Below are 17805 nucleotides of genomic sequence, written 5' to 3' on the forward strand. Positions count from 1 at the left end.
CGCCATTTATTAAACCATTCGCTAAAACCTACGCATGACCTCCAGCAAGAAAAGTCAGCCCACCATCTTCGTCATCTTTGGTGGCACCGGAGATTTGAATGCCCGCAAACTCACGCCGGCGCTTTATCATCTGTTTTTGGATGGCTGGCTACCCGAGCACTTTGCCATTATCGGCAGTGGCCGCACGCCCTTAACGGATGAGGAGTTCCGCAGCAAGCTGCTGGATGGCATCAACCAGTTCTCGCGCAGCGGCGAAGCCGATAAGGATAAGTGGAAGGAGTTTTCTCAATACATTGTCTATCAGGCGGCTGATGTGAAGGATGCTGCTACCTATAAGAAGTTTGGCCAGCGCATTGAGGACTACGAGAAGGAGTGGAGCGTGCAAGCCAACGTGATTTATTACCTGGCCGTGGCGCCCGAGTTCTTCCCCACCATCGCCTCGAACCTGGCTAAAAGCAAGCTTGCCTCCGACGCTACTTGCACGCGCATTGTGATCGAAAAGCCCTTCGGCCACGATCTGGAGTCGTCGCGGGAGCTGAACCGGCTGCTGTCCCAGATTTTTGACGAGCGGCAGATTTACCGCATTGATCATTACCTGGGCAAGGAAACCGTGCAGAACATCATGGCTTTCCGCTTTGCCAATGCCCTTTTTGAGCCACTCTGGAATCGTAACTACATCGAGCATGTGCAGATTTCCGTGACTGAGCAGCTAGGCGTGGGCGAGCGAAGCGGTTACTACGACGGCGCGGGCGCTATGCGCGACATGATTCAGAATCATTTGCTGCAATTGCTTTGCCTGGTGGCCATGGAGCCCCCCGTCAACTTTACCGCCGATGAAGTGCGCAACCGCAAAGTGGATGTGCTGCGAGCCATGCGCCCGTTTACGCCCGAAGACATTCGGGAATCGGCGGTGCGCGGGCAGTATGGGGCGGGCTGGATGAAGGGTGAGCAAGTGCCGGGCTATCGGGAAGAACCAGGCGCAGATCCAAAATCGAATACCGAAACCTTTGCGGCCATAAAGTTCTTCGTAGACAATTGGCGCTGGCAGGATGTGCCTTTTTATATGCGCACCGGCAAGCGCATGCACCGCTCAGCGTCCAGCATCACCATACAGTTCAAGGACGTTCCTCACTTTGTTTTTCCGCCCGAAACCGCGGAAAGCTGGCAGCAGAACCGGCTGGTTATCAGTATTCAGCCCGAGATGAGCATTCGCTTACAGGTTCAGGCCAAACGCCCCGGCCTCGATATGATGCTCAACACCGTGGATATGGTGTTCGACTACAAGGGTACTTACACCAGCCAGGCCCCGGAAGCCTACGAAACCTTGCTGCTGGATACCATGCTGGGCGACCAGACCTTATTCATGCGCGGCGACCAGGTAGAAGCCGCCTGGGATTTGCTCATGCCCATTCTGAACTCGTGGCAGGGCCGGGCCAGCCAGAGCTTCCCCAACTATTCAGCCGACTCATGGGGACCGGAGGTAGCCGAGGCGCTCATTGCCCGCGACGGATTCCATTGGTTTACGCTTCCCCTCAATGGCACTGAATAACAACCCCCAACTGCACATTTATCCCACGCCCGATGAAGTGCTAATCGGCCTTGCTGGCTACTTTGTTGAGTTGGCAAACCGGGCCGTGGCTACGCATGGGCGGTTTTCCGTGGCGCTGTCGGGGGGCAATTCTCCTAAGAAACTTTACGAGCTGTTGGCGTCTTCCCCATACCGGACTCAAGTAGACTGGAGCAAGGTTTATTTCTTCTTCGGGGATGAGCGCTACGTGCCGCACACCGACCCCGAAAGCAATTACCTGCTGGCTAAAAACGCCCTCCTTGACCCTGTGGGTATAGCGCCGGCTCAGGTCTTTGCGGTTGATACTGCAATTCCCCCGCTGAGGCCGCCCAGCACTATACTCAAACCATTGAGCAGTACTTTGGTACGAATGAAGCACGCTTTGATTTAGTACTTCTGGGCCTGGGTGATAATTCGCACACCGCTTCTTTATTTCCACATACTCCTGTGTTGCAAAAAACTGAAGTAGGGGCGAAGGAGGTTTTCGTGGAAGAAAAGCAAGCTTATCGAATTACGCTCACCGCGCCCTTACTCAATCAGGCTCAGGCTGTTGCTTTTCTGGTGTATGGTGCCGATAAAGCCGCCGCCGTGCAGCGCGTATTAACCGCAGAGCGCAACGTAGAGGAGTTTCCAGCCCAGCTTATTGCCCCGGCCTCAGGCGAGCTGCACTGGTTTCTGGATGCTGAAGCCGCTGAACTACTAGGTTCGAAGTAATTGGGGTAACTCCTTGAGGCTTGCTACATCTGTGGGCTCAGTGCCAGCCCGTAGCAAAAGCAATTGTTCATCCTGTGCCACAATTGCCGCGCTTGCTAAGCCCAGAAACAAGCCATGCTCAACAACGCCCGGAATGGCCTGAAGCTGAAGAGCAAGCTGAGCCGGCTCAGGCAAGGCATTGAAATGACAGTCCACCAGTAAGTTGCCTTGGTCGGAGCGAACATACTGGGGGGCATTTTTCTTGTCCATCCGCACAGTAGGATCACCTCCGAGCAGCGCCACCGCATCCAGCACCCAGGGCAGCGCAAAAGGCACCACTTCAAGGGGCAGCGGGAACTTACCCAACTGCGGCACCAGCTTCGAGGAGTCGGCAATGATCAGCAGATAACCCGAGGCCGTTGCCAGCACCTTCTCGCGCAGTAAAGCACCGCCGCCCCCTTTTATAAGCTTTAATTGCGGGTCGATCTCATCCGCTCCATCTACGGTCAGGTCGAAGCGCGTTCCGCGTTGGGGCTCTACAAGGGGAATGCCCACACTGCGCGCCAATGCCTCACTGGCCAATGACGTAGCCGTAGCCTGAATCTGTAGTTGTCCGGCCTGTAGTGCTTCGCCGAGCAATTGAATGAAGTATGCAGCCGTACTACCGCTGCCTAATCCTACAAGCATGCCATCGCGCACCCAGCGCAAAGCTTGCGCCGCCGCACGTTGCTTTTCCTTATCTAGCCTGTCTTGCTTCCCGGATTCTGCCATAGTGACTAGTCTAAAGTTGACACCTCTACCTATCGCTACGCGCTAAACCAATTTAGATCCAGATCCGATTGAGCATTGGGAGCAGGATATGATATACTTTCCTAAAGCATTGATCTTAGCTTCTGGGGGGCATTTTTACTGATTACTTCACACGCAAAGCCGTGACTTGACCCGTCTGCTTATCAACTTCAAAGGCAGCAGAATTGGGCATGCGCTGGGCCCAGTCGGTACGCGGTACCAGCACCTGCCAATGCGTACTTACGTCTACCACTCGCGCCGAGTCAGGTTGATAGAGGTCCGCTTCCGGCTGTCCGCGTAAATACAGGGCAACCGCCGCCCGTGCCTCTGCCTGGGTGGAAATGCCACTGGCCACTAAAGTAGTCTCAACGGATTGGGCGTCTTGGTCAGGTGCGGATCGGCAACCAGTTAAGCTACCCATCATGACAGCTACTACTAATGTAAAGGGTAAGGTTCTCATTGCAGCTAGCTAGTGGGATTCGTGTCGTTAAGCTAAAGGAAGGTCAAAGCAACAGTCATTTTAGGTTAATAATATAGGGTAGGAGAGGCAAAGAAGAAAGATTTTGAGTTGTTTATGCCCTAATCGCGCCCAGGCAAGATTTATTTTGGGTCTGAATAGCGTTAGGTATTAAGGTCAAAGCAGTATATATTCCATATGTATTTATGGTGCTATAAATCAAGCCTTTGGATCGCATATCCATGTTTGCCTGAGCCGAATTTGGCTTATAACTACAGCTTTTATTCTCGCATTAACCAATAAAATAAGGGCAGAAATGGCTTGGTGGTATCAATTTTGACAGAAATAATATGAAACCTTATAGGTAGTTGTGAGTAAAAGGACATAAAATCACTGAATAATGTAGTAAAATCTGGTTTTTACTGGATTTACCAAAGTTGAAGCACGGAATATTATAGTTATGTTAACAAAATATTATCTTTTTACATTAAAAAGTCATAAAAAATATTGTATTAACTACAGAATGCTTTTACTTTGCATGCGTACAACACCACTGATTACAGCCTACTCACTGCCTACTGCCTACTTGTACTAACTTATGGAACGCTACAAACACTACACCGATGCTTCACGCATCGTCTTGCCCGTGGTGGACGTACTCATCATCTTTGGCGCTTTTCGTCTCACCGGTTTCTTTTTATTCGACAGCTGGGAGTTTAATAGCTATTATCCTTTCTTCTTCGCCATTTTTGGGCTGTTGTGGTGGATTCTATCTAAGGAGTATGCCAATATCTACCGGATAGACCGGCTGATTACGTACCCTGAGAAGCTTCTTTACCTGATTCGTACCTTCCTGATTCACGCAGGCCTCGTGCTGGCGGGCGCCATGCTGTTCGATACTGATTGGTTGATGGTGCGTTACTTAGTATTAGTGTACGGCCTATCGATAGTAGGTGTAGCCCTGGGTCGCTTTCTGCTGGCTTTCAGTTATCGTCTGTACTGTACTCGTATTGCCCGGGCTCACACGAACTTTATCATTGTAGGCGCTGGCAACAGTGGCCAAGAGTTGCATCGCTTTCTGGAGTCACATGACCCAATTGGCAATAAATTCTTAGGTTTCTTTACGGATGAGCAGGTTTCTGATAATCTGAAATCGTTGGTAAAAGGCTCAGTTGCAGACTTGAAAGAGTTTTGCTCCAAAACGCAGGTAGACGAAATCTACTTCGCTATGCCCCTCGACCAGCGCGATCTTATCGAGGACATATCCCGCTTCGCTGACGACCATTTCCTTTCATTCCGCATCGTGCCCGATTTTAGTGGTACCGTTCGGCAGGATGTGAATGTATACTTCTACGACCATATGCCCATTCTCACTATCCGGAATGAGCCTTTGGGAATGCGCACCAATCAGGCAATGAAGCGCCTGTTTGATCTCTTCTTCTCCTTGACAATTATCGTTACTGTGTTTCCGGTAGTAATGGGAATTTTGGGATTGTTGATCAAACTGGACTCACCAGGCCCCATTTTCTTTAAGCAGCTGCGGCCCGGTAAGCGCAATCAGCTTTTCCCTTGCTACAAGCTGCGTACCATGCAGGCCAATCACGGACAGACGGAGTTGCAGGCTACCAAAAACGACATGCGCATTACTCGCGTTGGTAAATACCTACGCAAGTACAACCTCGATGAATTGCCTCAGTTCTTCAATGTGCTGATGGGTCAGATGTCGGTAGTAGGTCCTCGGCCAAATATGCTGTCTCAATTAGAGGAATACTCCAAGCACATCCGTACCTATCAGATGCGCCACGCTGTAACCCCTGGTATCACGGGCTATGCTCAAGTAAATGGCTACCGCGGCGAGACCCGCGAGGCTGGCACCATGGAGAAGCGGGTTGAGTACGACCTGAAGTATGTGCAGAACTGGTCATTCGGTCTGGACATGAAGATTATCTTCCAAACTGTTTGGAATATGGTTCGCGGCGAGAAAAACGCTTATTAAACCATCGCTGGGGGGCAAATTTGGCCCATGCATCCAAGTACTGTTACATTACGCAAAGGCCTCTATCACGTGCTTACGACCATCGTCGGCAATCGTGACAGGGGCCTTTCTTGTGTAACCTCTGATCCTTGTTCCTACCGGATGCCTTCGCGCTATATTTCGCGCAGAAATTAGCATGGAGGCCGTTTCATAGTAGCAGGCAGTGCCCAAATCCCGGTATATGTAAACCCTTACTCAGGTAATTTTAGCGGGATATCAAATTAAAATGCAAATAATTAGATTATTAATATAAGTATGTCAGCTATGCATAAGTAAAGTGGTGATGGTGCTCCGGGCTGGAGTAATATTTGCTGATTTCCTCCTTTATCTTTCTTTCTTACTCTATTTCTCATGCAAGCAGTTATACTCGCAGGTGGCTATGGTACTCGTATCAGCGAGGAAAGCGGCGTCCGACCAAAGCCTATGGTTGAAGTAGGCGGTAAGCCGATTCTGTGGCACATTATGAAGATTTATGCTCATCATGGCATTACAGACTTCGTTGTGTGCTGTGGCTATAAGGGCCATATGATCAAACAGTATTTCGCCGATTATTTTTTGCACAATGCCGACGTAACATTTCGTTTGGACCGCAATGAGATGATGGTGCACCGCAACCGGGCTGAGCCCTGGACCGTGACTTTGGTCGATACGGGTGAGGAAACAATGACCGGGGGGCGTTTGCGCCGCGTACGTGACTACCTAGACGGTAATACTTTCTGCCTTACCTACGGCGACGGGGTAAGCGACGTGAATATTGGTGAAAGTATAGCTTATCATCAGCAACAGGGGGCCTTAGCTACGCTTACTGCCGTGCGCCCGCCCGGTCGATTTGGTGTCTTCAACCTTACTGATGACAGTAATCTGGTTTCAAACTTTACCGAAAAGCCGGACGGCAGCGAGTCGCCGTGGATTAACGGGGGATTTTTTGTCCTGGAGCCACAAGTCCTGGATTACATTCAAACTGATTCAACAGTGTGGGAAAAAGGCCCCCTAGAGCAGTTGGCGGCCGATAATCAGCTGGTAGCGTATCGTCATACCGGCTTCTGGCAACCCATGGATACCCTGCGCGACCGTAACCTATTGGAGGAAATGTGGGCTGCTGGCAAAGCCAAATGGAAAGTATGGAATGATCAGCCGTCAATCAGCCAACCCGCTGCTACTCAAGCGCAAGAGTCATATGTAGCGCAGCCTCCTGTCCTAATTAAATAAGTTATCGTAACCATCTGGTATGAGAAGGCCTAAGGTATAAATGCCTTCAATACTGGATAGTGAGCAATTTCGAAACTGATATGAAACCGCAACGCATTCTCATCACTGGTAATATGGGCTATGTAGGGCCCGGCGTCGTGCGCCACCTGCGGCAGGAGTTTCCCACGGCTGAGCTGATTGGATTTGATACGGGCTTTTTTGCCCATTGTCTTACGGGTGCTGCTCGCTTGCCTGAGTCTCGCCTTGACCGCCAGCATTTTGGTGACGTACGCGATTTGCCCACGGAGCTTCTGCAAGGTGTCGATGCCATTGTGCATCTGGCGGCTATTTCCAATGACCCTATGGGCTTGGCTTATGAGGATGTAACCTTAGCCGTAAACTATCAGGCGGGCATCGGGCTGGCACAAAGGGCCAAAGAGGCTGGTGTGCACGCTTTTGTATTCGCCAGCAGCTGTAGCATGTATGGAGCCGGGGGCGAAGGCGCCAAAACGGAGACTTCCACCCTAAACCCACTTACGGCCTATGCTCGCTCTAAAGTGTTAAGCGAGCAAGCTCTGGCTCCTCTGGCCGATGCGAATTTTTGCGTGACCTGCTTGCGTTTTGCTACTGCCTGCGGGTGGAGCGACCGTTTGCGATTAGATCTGGTGGTCAATGACTTCGTAGCTGGCGCGGTAGCTACGGGAGAGATTAATATTCTTAGCGATGGTACGCCGTGGCGCCCACTTATTCATGTGCAGGATATGGCGCGGGCTATTGAGTGGGCCATCAGCCGCGAGGCTGATAACGGTGGCGATTTTCTGGCTATAAACGCTGGCTCTGACCACTGGAACTACCAAGTGCGTGAGTTGGCGGAGGCGGTAGCGACGGTCATTCCGGGCACCACGGTAAGTTTGAATACTGCCGCGCCACCTGATAAGCGTTCTTACCGCGTCGACTTCAGCTTATTTCGACAATTAGCCCCCCAGCACCAACCGCAGCGCACCTTGATAGATACTATAGCCGAACTGCGCGATGGTTTGGTGAGTATAGACTTCCGCGATGCCAGCTTCCGCTCTTCGCAACTTATGCGCCTACAAGTGCTTGCTGCTCTACGCGAAAGCGGGCAATTAACAGCCGATCTGGAGTGGGCTGATGCGTCGGTTGCCGCCGACGCTATAAGCGCTTAGCGTTTTATGTACCGAGGCGCCAAGCAATATGATTTGCGTTTGGGTGCTTTTATTTGATTAGGCAATGATTTTTACTGAAACTAAGCTAGCCGGCGCTTTTATCATCGATATGGAGCGGTTATCGGATGAGCGAGGTTTTTTTGCTCGTGCGTGGTGCGAGGATGAGTTTGCCGCACACGGCATTCAGCAGCCGCCCGTCCAGGCAAGTATATCCTCGAATCCCCGGCGTGGTACGTTGCGGGGCATGCACTATCAAATTGCCCCCCACGGCGAAAGTAAGCTTGTGCGTTGCACTCGGGGGGCATTTACGATGTGATTGTGGATATGCGTGAGCAATCGCCAACGTACGGGCAGTGGTTGGGAGTAGAGCTAACCGCCGACAACTTTCGCATGCTGTTTGTCCCTGCGTACTTTGCGCACGGCTTTATCACGCTGCAAGACAACACCGACGTAGCGTATCAGATATCAGCTAAATATACGCCTAATGCTCAGCGGGCCCTACGCTGGAACGATCCGAATATTGGAATCGAATGGCCTTTTGAACCCGTGCTGCTTTCTGAAAAAGACCGTAATCATCCGGATGTCCAGATGTCAATCAGGCTGTAAAAGGAGGAGCTTTAGTAATAAGCTTTACCCAAAGTTGTAGGGCGTCTCTCAAGTTGTAGTCAAACTGGGGTATATGCCGCTGATTTGCTTTTCTAGCTTTTAAACCAAATTTTTCTTGCCCTGCATTATGGGAATATCTACTTCATCGTCTGTCTCATCTACGCCTGTTAGTTCGGTTGAGGATGCACACCCAGAATTCGGACCGCCGCCTGCTAGTCCATGCCGTTTCTGTGGCACACCACTTACCACCACTTTTGTTAATCTAGGTACATCGCCCCTGTGTCAGAACCATGTGCGGCCATCTGAGTTTAATCTGGCCGAGCCCTTTTACCCACTGCACGCACGCGTGTGCAACGAGTGCTTTTTGGTGCAGCTGGATGAGTTTGTGAGTCCTATGGAGGTTTTCAACGACTATGCTTACTTTTCTTCCTATTCGGTTTCGTGGCTGCGCCATGCCCAGCGCTACACCGATATGGCTACCGAGCGGTTTGCTCTTAATGCTGATAGCCTGGTAGTAGAAATCGCCAGCAATGATGGCTATCTGCTCCAGTATTTCGTAGAAAAAGGCATTCCAGTACTAGGAGTGGAGCCCGCCGCCAACGTAGCCGAGCACGCTCAGGCCAAAGGCATTAACACGATGGTCCGCTTTTTCGGGCGCGATACGGCACAGCACATTGCAACAACGGTAGGCCAGGCTGATTTGCTGTTGGGCAACAACGTGCTGGCCCACGTACCTGATATCAATGACTTTGTGGGTGGAATGCAGGTGTTGCTGAAGCCCGAAGGCGTAATCACCATGGAGTTTCCGCACCTGCTGCGCTTGATTGAGGGAAATCAGTTTGATACGATCTACCACGAACACTTCTCCTATTTGTCGTTCAATACGGTAGAGCGCATTTTTGCGCATCATGGTCTCACGCTGTTCGATGTGGAGGAGGTGCCTACTCACGGTGGGTCGCTACGCATCTTTGCCCGCCACACAGCCCATGAGGCTCAGCCGGTAACGGAGCGCGTTACCGAGCTGCGGACGCGGGAAGTAGAGGCCGGAATCCTTGATTTAGCGTTATATGCTGCCTTTGAGGAAAAAACCAAGGAAACAAAGCGTAAGCTTCTGGATTTTCTGATTGAGGCGGCCCGCGAGGGCAAAAAAGTAGCCGGCTACGGCGCGCCCGGCAAAGGCAATACCCTGCTTAACTACTGTGGCGTCCGCACCGACTTTATGGAATATACCGTCGATTTGAGCCCCCACAAGCAGGGTAACTTCCTGCCCGGCACGCGTATTCCTATTCTCCATCCCAATCATATCAAGGAAACCAAACCTGACTATGTACTGATTCTGCCTTGGAATCTAAGGGAGGAAATTATGGAGCAAATGGCAGAGGTTCGCAGTTGGGGGGCAAATTTGTAGTGCCTATTCCAGAAGTGAAGATATATTCATAAAATCTATATTATGGATTGAAAATTGATTATTTGACGACATACTTCATTGTTGATTGTGAAATATATAAACATTTCATGAAAGTCGTCCTCTTCTGCGGTGGTTTCGGAATGCGCTTACGCGAATTCTCCGAAAATACCCCCAAGCCAATGGTGCCCCTGGGCTACCGGCCCATCCTCTGGCACCTGATGCGCTATTATGCGCACTATGGCCACAAAGACTTCATCCTGTGTCTGGGATACAAAGCTGACATGGTGAAGCAGTATTTCATGAACTACAATGAGTGCTTGTCCAACAATTTTGTGTACTCAAAGGGCGGCAAGCAGGTAGAGCTGCTCAATTCAGACATTGACGACTGGAATATCACGTTCGTGGATACCGGAATCAATGCCAACATTGGGCAGCGCCTACTGGCTGTGCAGCCCTTTCTGGCGGGCGAAACCGAGTTTTTGGCAAACTACGCTGATGCCCTCACCGACCTGCCCCTAGACATGATGCTCAACGATTTTCACGCTCACGGTCGAGTAGCCAGCTTCATGGCGTATCAACCCACGCAAAGCTTTCATATGGTAACGCTGGGCCCGGGTGAGGTAGTGCAAAGCATTAGCCCCATTGCGCAGTCAGGATTATATATAAATGCTGGTTTTTTTGCCTTCCGACAGGAAATCTTTAATTACATCGTACCCGGTGAAGAGCTGGTAAACGAGCCTTTCCAGCGACTTATCCAAGAGGAGCAGCTCAAGGCATATCGCCACACCGGCTTCTGGGCCGCGATGGATACCTTTAAAGATAAGCAAGTGCTCGACGAACTGCATGCCAAGGGTAACGCACCCTGGGAAGTGTGGCGCGCAGCTCCTCAACTGCGGCCTGCTTCCCGCTTACAGTTGGCATGAGGCGGCTGGCTTTGACTCTGAGACTGGGGGCAAAAACTGCTGTGCTTGGGTGCTCATTGTGATGACATTGAAATCGGGGCTGGCGGCACAGTATTGCACTGGCTGCGGGAAGGGCGCGTGGCGGCCGTGCGCTGGGTAGTATTTGCGGCCACCGAGGAGAGAGCCCGTGAGGCCCAGACCAGTGCCGAGCTGTTTTTGCGGGCCGCGCCGACTGGTACGACGGTTATCACCATTCACCGCTTCCGTGACGGCCACTTGCCGCTGGCCGCCGAAGCTATCAAAATGGAGTTCGAACGCTTAAAAGACTTTCAGCCGGATATCATCTTTACTCACTATCAGCACGATTTGCACCAAGACCACCGCCTCATCTCAGAATTGACTTGGAACACCTTTCGCAGCCACTTCATTCTGGAGTATGAAATTCCGAAATACGACGGCGACCTAGGTAATCCTGCCTGCTTCGTGGCCTTACCGGAGGAGATAACCAATCAAAAGCTAGCTTTATTGCGCGAAGGCTTTCCTACTCAAAGCACGAAGCACTGGTATGACGACGAAACCTTTCGCGCTTTACCGCGCCTACGGGGTATTCAATGCGCTAGTCGCTATGCAGAAGCCTTTTACGTCCGTAAATTCGTGCTCTAGCTGGTTAAACAAAGCGATTTACAATTCACTCGCGTATAAGTCACGCTCACCCGAGCCTTGCCTTTAACCGCCGCCTATTTTATGAATTCGTTGCCGTCGCAAAATGCCCCCCAGACCATCTACTCAAGGCCGCTAAACGGCGAGCAGTCGGATATGCCGTTCGGGCTTATGGAGCGGTTGTTTCCCATATGCCGTAGCATTACCGGCAACGGAGTGCGCGAAACATTGACTATTCTGCAGGAATATCTGCCCGAGCTAATAATCCATGAAGTGCCCAGTGGTACGCCCGCGCTCGACTGGATAGTGCCTGCTGAATGGAACATTCGGGATGCGTGGGTGAAGAACGAGCAAGGGCAGCGGGTTATTGATTTTCAACAGCATAACCTGCATGTACTCAACTATAGTACGCCCGTGCAGGGTTGGTTCACGCGGGCTGAGCTCGATGAGCACTTGTTTTCACTGCCTGATCAGCCCGACCTTGTTCCATATCGCACTTCGTATTATCAACCTAACTGGGGCTTTTGTCTGGCTCATCACGACCGCTTAGCTCTCCCGGAAGGCCGGTATGAAGTCTGCATCGACAGCACGTTGGATTCTGCGGGTGCTTTGACCTATGGAGAGCTGTTGCTGCCCGGAAGCAGTGAGAATGAGGTGTTAATCTCTTGCCATTGCTGTCATCCCTCGCTGGCCAATGATAATCTGTCAGGTATTGCGGTGGCTACATTTTTGGCTCGTCACTTAGCTGAGAAGCCACACTGTTACTCATACAGGTTCGTGTTTATTCCTGGCACTATTGGCTCGATTACGTGGCTCAGCCGAAACACAGAAACTGTACAGCAAATACAGCATGGGTTAGTTGCCACGCTCTTGGGTGGCCCTGGCAATTTTACCTACAAGAAATCGCGCCGGGGTGCTGCCGATGTCGACCGGGCCGTAGCCATAGTATTGCGCGATACGAGCTTACCACATGAAATACGCCCCTTTTCACCCTATGGCTACGATGAGCGGCAATATTGCTCACCAGGTTTTAACCTGCCTGTCGGTTGTCTTTCGCGCACGCCTTTTGGCGAGTTTGCCGAATACCACACCTCTGCCGATAACCTCGATTTTGTTCGCCCCGAGCACCTGAGCCAAGCTATAGAAGTGTTCAGCCAGGTGTGTAACGTGCTCGAAACCAATATACGCTACCGCAACCTCAGTCCTTATGGCGAGCCTCAGTTAGGCCGGCGTGGGCTCTACAAAGGCGTTGGCGGCGGTACGGAAGGCGCCGATTGGCAGATGGCGTTACTTTGGGTGCTAAACCTCTCCGACGAAGAACATTCTCTGCTTGATATAGCCGAGCAATCTGCCTTGCCCTACGGCCTAATAGAGCGAGCCGCCGCTGCTTTATTGGTTTGTGACCTGCTCGCATGCGTCGCGTAGAGCAGGCACAGGTCAGGTTTACTAAATTATTTGCTTGTCGTTAAGTATCATCTGCCATGAACCTATCCGCCAATCCTGCTACTGTGGCTGTGAGCAGTGGCCACCCCGAGCCGAGCTTCGCTGCCTCTCAAGCGCTACAGGAACGCTTTCACGCTGTAATTCCTGGTGGCAGTCATACCTATGCAAAGGGCGATGACCAGTTTCCGGAACACATGGCGCCTTACATCGAACGGGGCGAGGGCTGCCGGGTGTGGGATGTGGATGGCAATGAGTTTATTGAATATGGTATGGGCCTGCGTTCCGTCACGCTAGGCCATGCCTTTGCTCCGATTGTCATTGCGGCTCAGGCAGAGATGACGCGGGGCGTGAACTTTGGGCGGCCCGCCACTCTTGAGCTGGCAACAGCCGAGGAGTTTCTGGACCTGACCCAGGCCGGCGACATGGTTAAGTTTACCAAGAATGGCTCCGATGCTACCAGCGCTGCTGTCAAACTGGCTCGTGCCTACACAGGCCGCGACCTGATAGCCGTCTGTGCTGACCACCCGTTTTTCTCGGTTGATGATTGGTTTATTGGCACCACAGCTGTTAGTGCGGGTATTCCACAAGCCGTTCGCGAACAGTCACTGCATTTTCGCTATAATGATATTGATTCCTTAGCTACCTTGTTTGCTGCCCATCCTAATAAAATAGCGGCGGCTATAATGGAAGTAGAGCGCGACGTGCCACCGCTTCCAGGCTACCTACAGGCTGTTCGTGACCTCTGCACCCAAAACGGAGTAATTCTGATATTCGACGAAATAGTGTCGGGTTTTCGCTCGCATGTGAGCGGCGGGCAGGGTGTACACGGGGTCAGCCCTGATCTGAGTGCTTTTGGCAAAGCTCTCGGTAATGGATTTTCTATTGCCGCTCTGACTGGCCGTCGTGAATTGATGGAGCTAGGTGGGCTGCGGCAGAAAGATCGGGACCGGGTATTCCTGCTTTCCACTACATATGGCGCCGAGTCACACTCATTAGCAGCCGCTCGGGCGGTTATGCAGGTGTATAGGCAGGAGCCAGTAATAGCGCATCTAAATGAACAAGGCAAACGGTTGCGGCAAGGCTTACTAGCGGCCGTACGAGACCATAACTTAGAAGACAATGTCCCGATTTTCGGGCAAAGCTGCTGCCTTTTTTATGGCTCACGCGATGCGCAGGGACAACCGTCTCAGGCTTTCCGGACCCTCTTCTTACAAGAAACCTTGCGTCGTGGATTGTTGCTGCCATCATTTGTGATCAGTTATTCCCATACACCAGCCGTAGTAGATACTACCATTGAGCGCGTGCATGATGCCTTGGGAGTTTATCGCCGAGCTCTGGACGAAGGAATTGATAAATATCTGGTAGGCCGCCCAGTTCAATCGGTGTATCGTGCACGCAATTAAACAGGTATGCGAATTTTATTGATTCATAACAGGTATCAACAGGCCGGCGGTGAGGATATGGTGTTTAAGGCTGAGCTAGAGCTGCTTCGGGCTCACGGTCATGCGGTTGATACCTTAGAGTTCGATAACGACCACATACAATCCGCGTGGGACAAACTGCTTATTGGCGTACAAAGTCTGTACAATCCAGTCAGTGCCCGCTTGCTGAAAAAGAAAATCGAGTCTTATCAGCCAGAGATTATTCATTTGCATAATTTCTTTCCAGTTGGGTCGCCTTCTTTGCTCTATGCTGCCGCTGCTGCTGGCGTGCCCGTAGTAACCACGTTGCACAATTATCGTCTGGTCTGCCCCAGCGCTATTCTATATACTGGTGGTCAGATCTATGAGCAAAGCGTAAATAAAATACTGCCCTGGGATGCTATCAGACGAGGTGTTTATCGAAATTCTCGCGCTCAGACTGCTTCAGTTGCTATTATGACCGGCGTTCATAAGCTACTAGGAACCTGGCGTGAGAAAGTTGACAGGTATTTGGTACTCACCGACTTTGCTCGCAATATTATCATTAATTCCTCCCTTAAACTGAGGCCAGAGCAAGTAGTTATAAAGGTAAATTCGGTGCCTGATTGTGGCATCGGTCCGGCCCAACGCCAAGAGCAGTTGCTGTTTATTGGTCGATTGACACCCGAAAAAGGGATCGAGGTTTTACTGAGCGCTGCAGAAAAGGGAAAGTTTCCCTTGCATATCATTGGTGATGGTCCCTTGCGCTCTGAAGTGGAAGAGCGGGCCGCTAAGTGCCCTTTCATCACTTATACCGGTTTTAGTACACGCGAAACGGTGGCAGCAGCACTCCAACACGCTCGCGCCTTAATTGTGGCGTCAACGTGGTATGAAGGAATGCCACTAGTGGTATTGGAAGCATTCGCCGCTGGTACTCCCGTGATAGCTTCGCGGCTGGGTGGGCTAGAGGAAATAATTCAGCATCAGGTGAATGGCTTGCATTTTGAGCCTGGCAATGCGCAAGACCTAATCGTACAAGCTAAGCGATTGGGCTGTGACCCCGAACTCGCGGGCAAGCTTGGTCAGAATGCGCGCAAGTCGTATGATACGCGCTACTCTCCCGAGCAGAATTACCAGCAGTTAATTACTATTTACCAATCTGTATTGGCTGAACGGGCTGCCGCAGGTAAGCTTAAAAAGGCTTTATATTCTTAGCTCTTCGTAATACCCAAGTATAACCAAAAAAGCCCCCCAGCACATATATGGGGGGCTTTTTTGCTGTATCAATAGTTAGTCTTCTACCTCATGTAGCAGGTACAGATTGGGGCTCTGACTCCCATTCTGCCAGAGCATATACTGCCGCCAAGCCTTTATCTAAAGGAGTGGAAGCACGCCATCCCATTGATGCTAATTTGCTGACATCCAAAATCTTACGGGGTGTGCCGTCAGGCATCAGTGCATTAAAGCGCAACTTGCCTCGATAGCCAATTATACGCTGAATTAAGCGGGCTAAGTCGGCAATGGAAATGTCTTCACCGGTACCTACGTTAATGGGTTCTGAGCCATCATAGCGTAGCATGAGATGCAGGCAGGCATCGGCTAAATCATCAACGTGCAGAAATTCGCGGCGGGGCGTGCCTGTGCCCCACACCTCTACCGTCGGTGACTCGTTCATGCGGGCTTCGTGAAACTTGCGTAGCAACGCGGGCAATACATGCGAGTTCTGAGCGTGGTAGTTGTCGTGAGGGCCGTAGATATTCGTGGGGATAGCCGAGATAAACGAACAGCCATGCTGACGGCGATAGGCTTGGCACTGCTTCACACCGGCAATCTTAGCTATTGCATATGGCTCATTTGTTTGCTCCAATGAACCGGTGAGCAGGTATTCTTCACGCAAGGGCTGCGATGCCAAGCGTGGGTAAATGCACGATGAACCTAAAAAAGAAGCTTCTGAACATGATGAACATAGCTCTGTTGTAATACGTTAGCCTGAATCATCAGATTGTCATAAAGAAAATCGGATGGGTAAGTGCTATTAGCATAAATGCCCCCACATGCGCGGCAGCCAGGAAAACGTATTCTGGTCGTTCGGTAGCAAAAAAGTCTGCAACTGCAGCTTGGTCGCGTAGGTCTAACTCTTGAGAAGTACGCGTCACCAGATTTTGGTAGCTCGCAGCTCGCAGGCGGCGTTCAATGGCTGAGCCAACCATGCCGCGGTGACCGGCAATATATATTTTGGCAGATAACTCCATCGGAAAAATGTAAAGCGAAAGAAAAGAACGGTAAGGTGGGGTAGGAAAGCGGCGTATTAGGGGTATTAGCTGGGTTGAAGCAACGCTTGCTGCCCAGATTTAATCAAGGAAGTCTGACGACTAAAGAGGCGTAAGTCGTGTTGAACCATCTCTTGTACTAATGAATGAAGGTTGTGGCGAGGCTTCCAGCCTAATTGACGCCGGGATTTGCTGGCTGCTGCCAACGAGGGTTCTACGGTTTGTGAACGGTAATGGGTTGAATCTATAGCAACAACAGTTTGACCTGGCATAAGAGCAAAATCATGGTTGTGACATGCCATCACATAACCAACCTCCCTTGCACCGTCGCCCTGAAACACAAGGTCGATTCCTAATTCGGCAAAAACCAATCGTACAAATTCACGAATAGTAGTATTCGCGGCCGTAGCAATAACATAATCCTCGGGTGCTTCTTGCTGCAAGACACGCCAAATAGCTTCCGCATATTCCTGGGTATGACCCCAGTCGTGGCGCGCTTCAAATGAATCTACGTACAAGGTACCCAGTAAGCCCAACGCAATACAAACCGCTCCCTGAGTTATTTTATGAATCAAAATCGTTTCGCCATGACGAGGGGACTCACAATTGAACAAAGACCCATTGCAGGCATACATCTTATAGGCTGCACGGTACTTGGTTATGAGTTCGTGACTGAAAAGTTTATTGCCAGTGTGAGGGAAAAATGTGTGTTGAGGTTTGGTCTTTGTCTTAGCGCCCGCTAATTGCTGTAAGGTAGTATTCGCTTGTGGTGTGGCAGTTTGATAGATACGAACTCTGTCGACGAGGTTAGTAGAGCAAACAGCTTCTAAAATTCGTAACGTGCAAAGGCCGTTTACTTCCATGGTGTACTCAGGCGTCTCGAAAGGTGCGTTCATGTACAATACAGCCCCGAGATTATAAATCTCATCTGGCTGAATCTCTTGCATAAGTCGAATGAACGTAGCAGCATCAGTCAGATCTGCATAATGCAAGTTGAAGCTGACATTGGTTAGGCAACCAGCCTGATACGATACATCTGCTCGCCCGTAGTTGAACAGAGAAGCATGTCTTTTGATTCCGTGCACTTCATAGCCTTTTTCTAGTAGTAACTCGGCCAAGGCAAAGCCATCCTGCCCCATTATGCCAGTTATTAAAGCCCTTTTCATGTGCAAATGAAGAAACTATATAGCCCTACAGCAA

The 17805-nt window shown here is 50.8% G+C and carries 15 protein-coding genes and 2 pseudogenes; 13 read left to right on the forward strand and 4 right to left on the reverse strand.

All coding sequences use genetic code 11. The annotated features are described in order from the left end of the window. Window positions 1-34: 34 nt before the first annotated feature. The 3 genes from zwf to MKZ35_RS04875 are packed head-to-tail and all read left to right on the forward strand — an operon-like array spanning window position 35 to window position 2281. On the forward strand, window positions 35-1549 hold the full coding sequence (zwf, locus tag MKZ35_RS04865; RefSeq protein ID WP_482512073.1) for a glucose-6-phosphate dehydrogenase: 1515 nt from the start codon (window positions 35-37) through the stop codon (window positions 1547-1549). Then, on the forward strand, window positions 1536-1958 hold the full coding sequence (locus MKZ35_RS04870; RefSeq protein WP_482512074.1) for a 6-phosphogluconolactonase: 423 nt from the start codon (window positions 1536-1538) through the stop codon (window positions 1956-1958). Before zwf ends, MKZ35_RS04870 begins: the two co-directional genes overlap by 14 nt. Continuing rightward, window positions 1916-2281 (forward strand): 6-phosphogluconolactonase, encoded by a 366-nt coding sequence (locus MKZ35_RS04875; RefSeq protein WP_482512270.1) that lies wholly within the window; start codon window positions 1916-1918, stop codon window positions 2279-2281. Before MKZ35_RS04870 ends, MKZ35_RS04875 begins: the two co-directional genes overlap by 43 nt. Here MKZ35_RS04875 and rpiA read toward each other — a convergent pair. Both rpiA and MKZ35_RS04885 read right to left on the reverse strand, forming a co-directional pair. After that, complete coding sequence (gene rpiA / locus MKZ35_RS04880; protein WP_482512075.1) at window positions 2267-3031, reverse strand: ribose-5-phosphate isomerase RpiA; 765 nt, start codon at window positions 3029-3031, stop codon at window positions 2267-2269. The genes MKZ35_RS04875 and rpiA overlap by 15 nt on opposite strands. Before the next feature lie 142 nt (window positions 3032-3173). Continuing rightward, window positions 3174-3509: a hypothetical protein gene (locus MKZ35_RS04885; RefSeq protein WP_482512076.1), complete on the reverse strand. Its 336-nt coding sequence runs from the start codon at window positions 3507-3509 to the stop codon at window positions 3174-3176. Between the two features lie 595 nt (window positions 3510-4104). Here MKZ35_RS04885 and MKZ35_RS04890 point away from each other — a divergent pair. The 10 genes and pseudogenes from MKZ35_RS04890 to MKZ35_RS04935 all read left to right on the forward strand — a co-directional run bounded on the left by MKZ35_RS04890 (window position 4105) and on the right by MKZ35_RS04935 (window position 15550). Then, entirely contained in the window at window positions 4105-5502 is a 1398-nt protein-coding gene (locus MKZ35_RS04890; protein WP_482512077.1) for an undecaprenyl-phosphate glucose phosphotransferase, read from the forward strand. Between the two features lie 390 nt (window positions 5503-5892). After that, window positions 5893-6750: a glucose-1-phosphate cytidylyltransferase gene (rfbF, locus tag MKZ35_RS04895; protein ID WP_482512078.1), complete on the forward strand. Its 858-nt coding sequence runs from the start codon at window positions 5893-5895 to the stop codon at window positions 6748-6750. 80 nt (window positions 6751-6830) lie between these two features. Next, window positions 6831-7916, forward strand: coding sequence for an NAD-dependent epimerase/dehydratase family protein (locus tag MKZ35_RS04900; RefSeq protein ID WP_482512079.1), 1086 nt, complete (start codon window positions 6831-6833; stop codon window positions 7914-7916). A gap of 109 nt (window positions 7917-8025) precedes the next feature. Next, window positions 8026-8522, forward strand: a pseudogene (rfbC, locus tag MKZ35_RS04905) (dTDP-4-dehydrorhamnose 3,5-epimerase). A gap of 127 nt (window positions 8523-8649) precedes the next feature. Then, window positions 8650-9930 (forward strand): methyltransferase domain-containing protein, encoded by a 1281-nt coding sequence (locus MKZ35_RS04910; RefSeq protein WP_482512080.1) that lies wholly within the window; start codon window positions 8650-8652, stop codon window positions 9928-9930. A gap of 107 nt (window positions 9931-10037) precedes the next feature. Next, window positions 10038-10853: a glucose-1-phosphate cytidylyltransferase gene (locus MKZ35_RS04915; protein ID WP_482512081.1), complete on the forward strand. Its 816-nt coding sequence runs from the start codon at window positions 10038-10040 to the stop codon at window positions 10851-10853. A 45-nt stretch (window positions 10854-10898) separates the two neighbouring features. Then, entirely contained in the window at window positions 10899-11495 is a 597-nt protein-coding gene (locus MKZ35_RS04920) for a PIG-L deacetylase family protein (protein WP_482512082.1), read from the forward strand. 81 nt (window positions 11496-11576) lie between these two features. Continuing rightward, window positions 11577-12917 (forward strand): DUF4910 domain-containing protein, encoded by a 1341-nt coding sequence (locus MKZ35_RS04925; protein WP_482512083.1) that lies wholly within the window; start codon window positions 11577-11579, stop codon window positions 12915-12917. Between the two features lie 56 nt (window positions 12918-12973). Then, on the forward strand, window positions 12974-14338 hold the full coding sequence (locus MKZ35_RS04930; protein WP_482512084.1) for a glutamate-1-semialdehyde 2,1-aminomutase: 1365 nt from the start codon (window positions 12974-12976) through the stop codon (window positions 14336-14338). A 6-nt stretch (window positions 14339-14344) separates the two neighbouring features. Beyond that, window positions 14345-15550 (forward strand): glycosyltransferase family 4 protein, encoded by a 1206-nt coding sequence (locus MKZ35_RS04935; protein WP_482512085.1) that lies wholly within the window; start codon window positions 14345-14347, stop codon window positions 15548-15550. 88 nt (window positions 15551-15638) lie between these two features. Here MKZ35_RS04935 and MKZ35_RS04940 read toward each other — a convergent pair. Beyond that, window positions 15639-16587 (reverse strand): annotated as a pseudogene (locus tag MKZ35_RS04940) (GDP-L-fucose synthase family protein). Window positions 16588-16652: 65 nt separating this feature from the next. Further along, window positions 16653-17771, reverse strand: a complete 1119-nt coding sequence (locus MKZ35_RS04945) for a GDP-mannose 4,6-dehydratase (RefSeq protein WP_482512086.1) — start codon at window positions 17769-17771, stop codon at window positions 16653-16655. Between the last annotated feature and the right edge of the window lie 34 nt (window positions 17772-17805).

The organism is Hymenobacter sp. R533113, from assembly GCF_056835965.1.

What these genes read in the sequence shown, in the direction of transcription:
- zwf (WP_482512073.1), top strand. Translation starts at nt 35, where the DNA reads ATGACCTCCAGCAAGAAAAGTCAGCCCACCATCTTCGTCATCTTTGGT.
- MKZ35_RS04870 (WP_482512074.1), top strand. Translation starts at nt 1,536, where the DNA reads ATGGCACTGAATAACAACCCCCAACTGCACATTTATCCCACGCCCGAT.
- rpiA (WP_482512075.1), bottom strand. Translation starts at nt 3,031, where the DNA reads ATGGCAGAATCCGGGAAGCAAGACAGGCTAGATAAGGAAAAGCAACGT.
- MKZ35_RS04885 (WP_482512076.1), bottom strand. Translation starts at nt 3,509, where the DNA reads ATGAGAACCTTACCCTTTACATTAGTAGTAGCTGTCATGATGGGTAGC.
- MKZ35_RS04890 (WP_482512077.1), top strand. Translation starts at nt 4,105, where the DNA reads ATGGAACGCTACAAACACTACACCGATGCTTCACGCATCGTCTTGCCC.
- rfbF (WP_482512078.1), top strand. Translation starts at nt 5,893, where the DNA reads ATGCAAGCAGTTATACTCGCAGGTGGCTATGGTACTCGTATCAGCGAG.
- MKZ35_RS04900 (WP_482512079.1), top strand. Translation starts at nt 6,831, where the DNA reads ATGAAACCGCAACGCATTCTCATCACTGGTAATATGGGCTATGTAGGG.
- MKZ35_RS04910 (WP_482512080.1), top strand. Translation starts at nt 8,650, where the DNA reads ATGGGAATATCTACTTCATCGTCTGTCTCATCTACGCCTGTTAGTTCG.
- MKZ35_RS04915 (WP_482512081.1), top strand. Translation starts at nt 10,038, where the DNA reads ATGAAAGTCGTCCTCTTCTGCGGTGGTTTCGGAATGCGCTTACGCGAA.
- MKZ35_RS04925 (WP_482512083.1), top strand. Translation starts at nt 11,577, where the DNA reads ATGAATTCGTTGCCGTCGCAAAATGCCCCCCAGACCATCTACTCAAGG.
- MKZ35_RS04930 (WP_482512084.1), top strand. Translation starts at nt 12,974, where the DNA reads ATGAACCTATCCGCCAATCCTGCTACTGTGGCTGTGAGCAGTGGCCAC.
- MKZ35_RS04935 (WP_482512085.1), top strand. Translation starts at nt 14,345, where the DNA reads ATGCGAATTTTATTGATTCATAACAGGTATCAACAGGCCGGCGGTGAG.
- MKZ35_RS04945 (WP_482512086.1), bottom strand. Translation starts at nt 17,771, where the DNA reads ATGAAAAGGGCTTTAATAACTGGCATAATGGGGCAGGATGGCTTTGCC.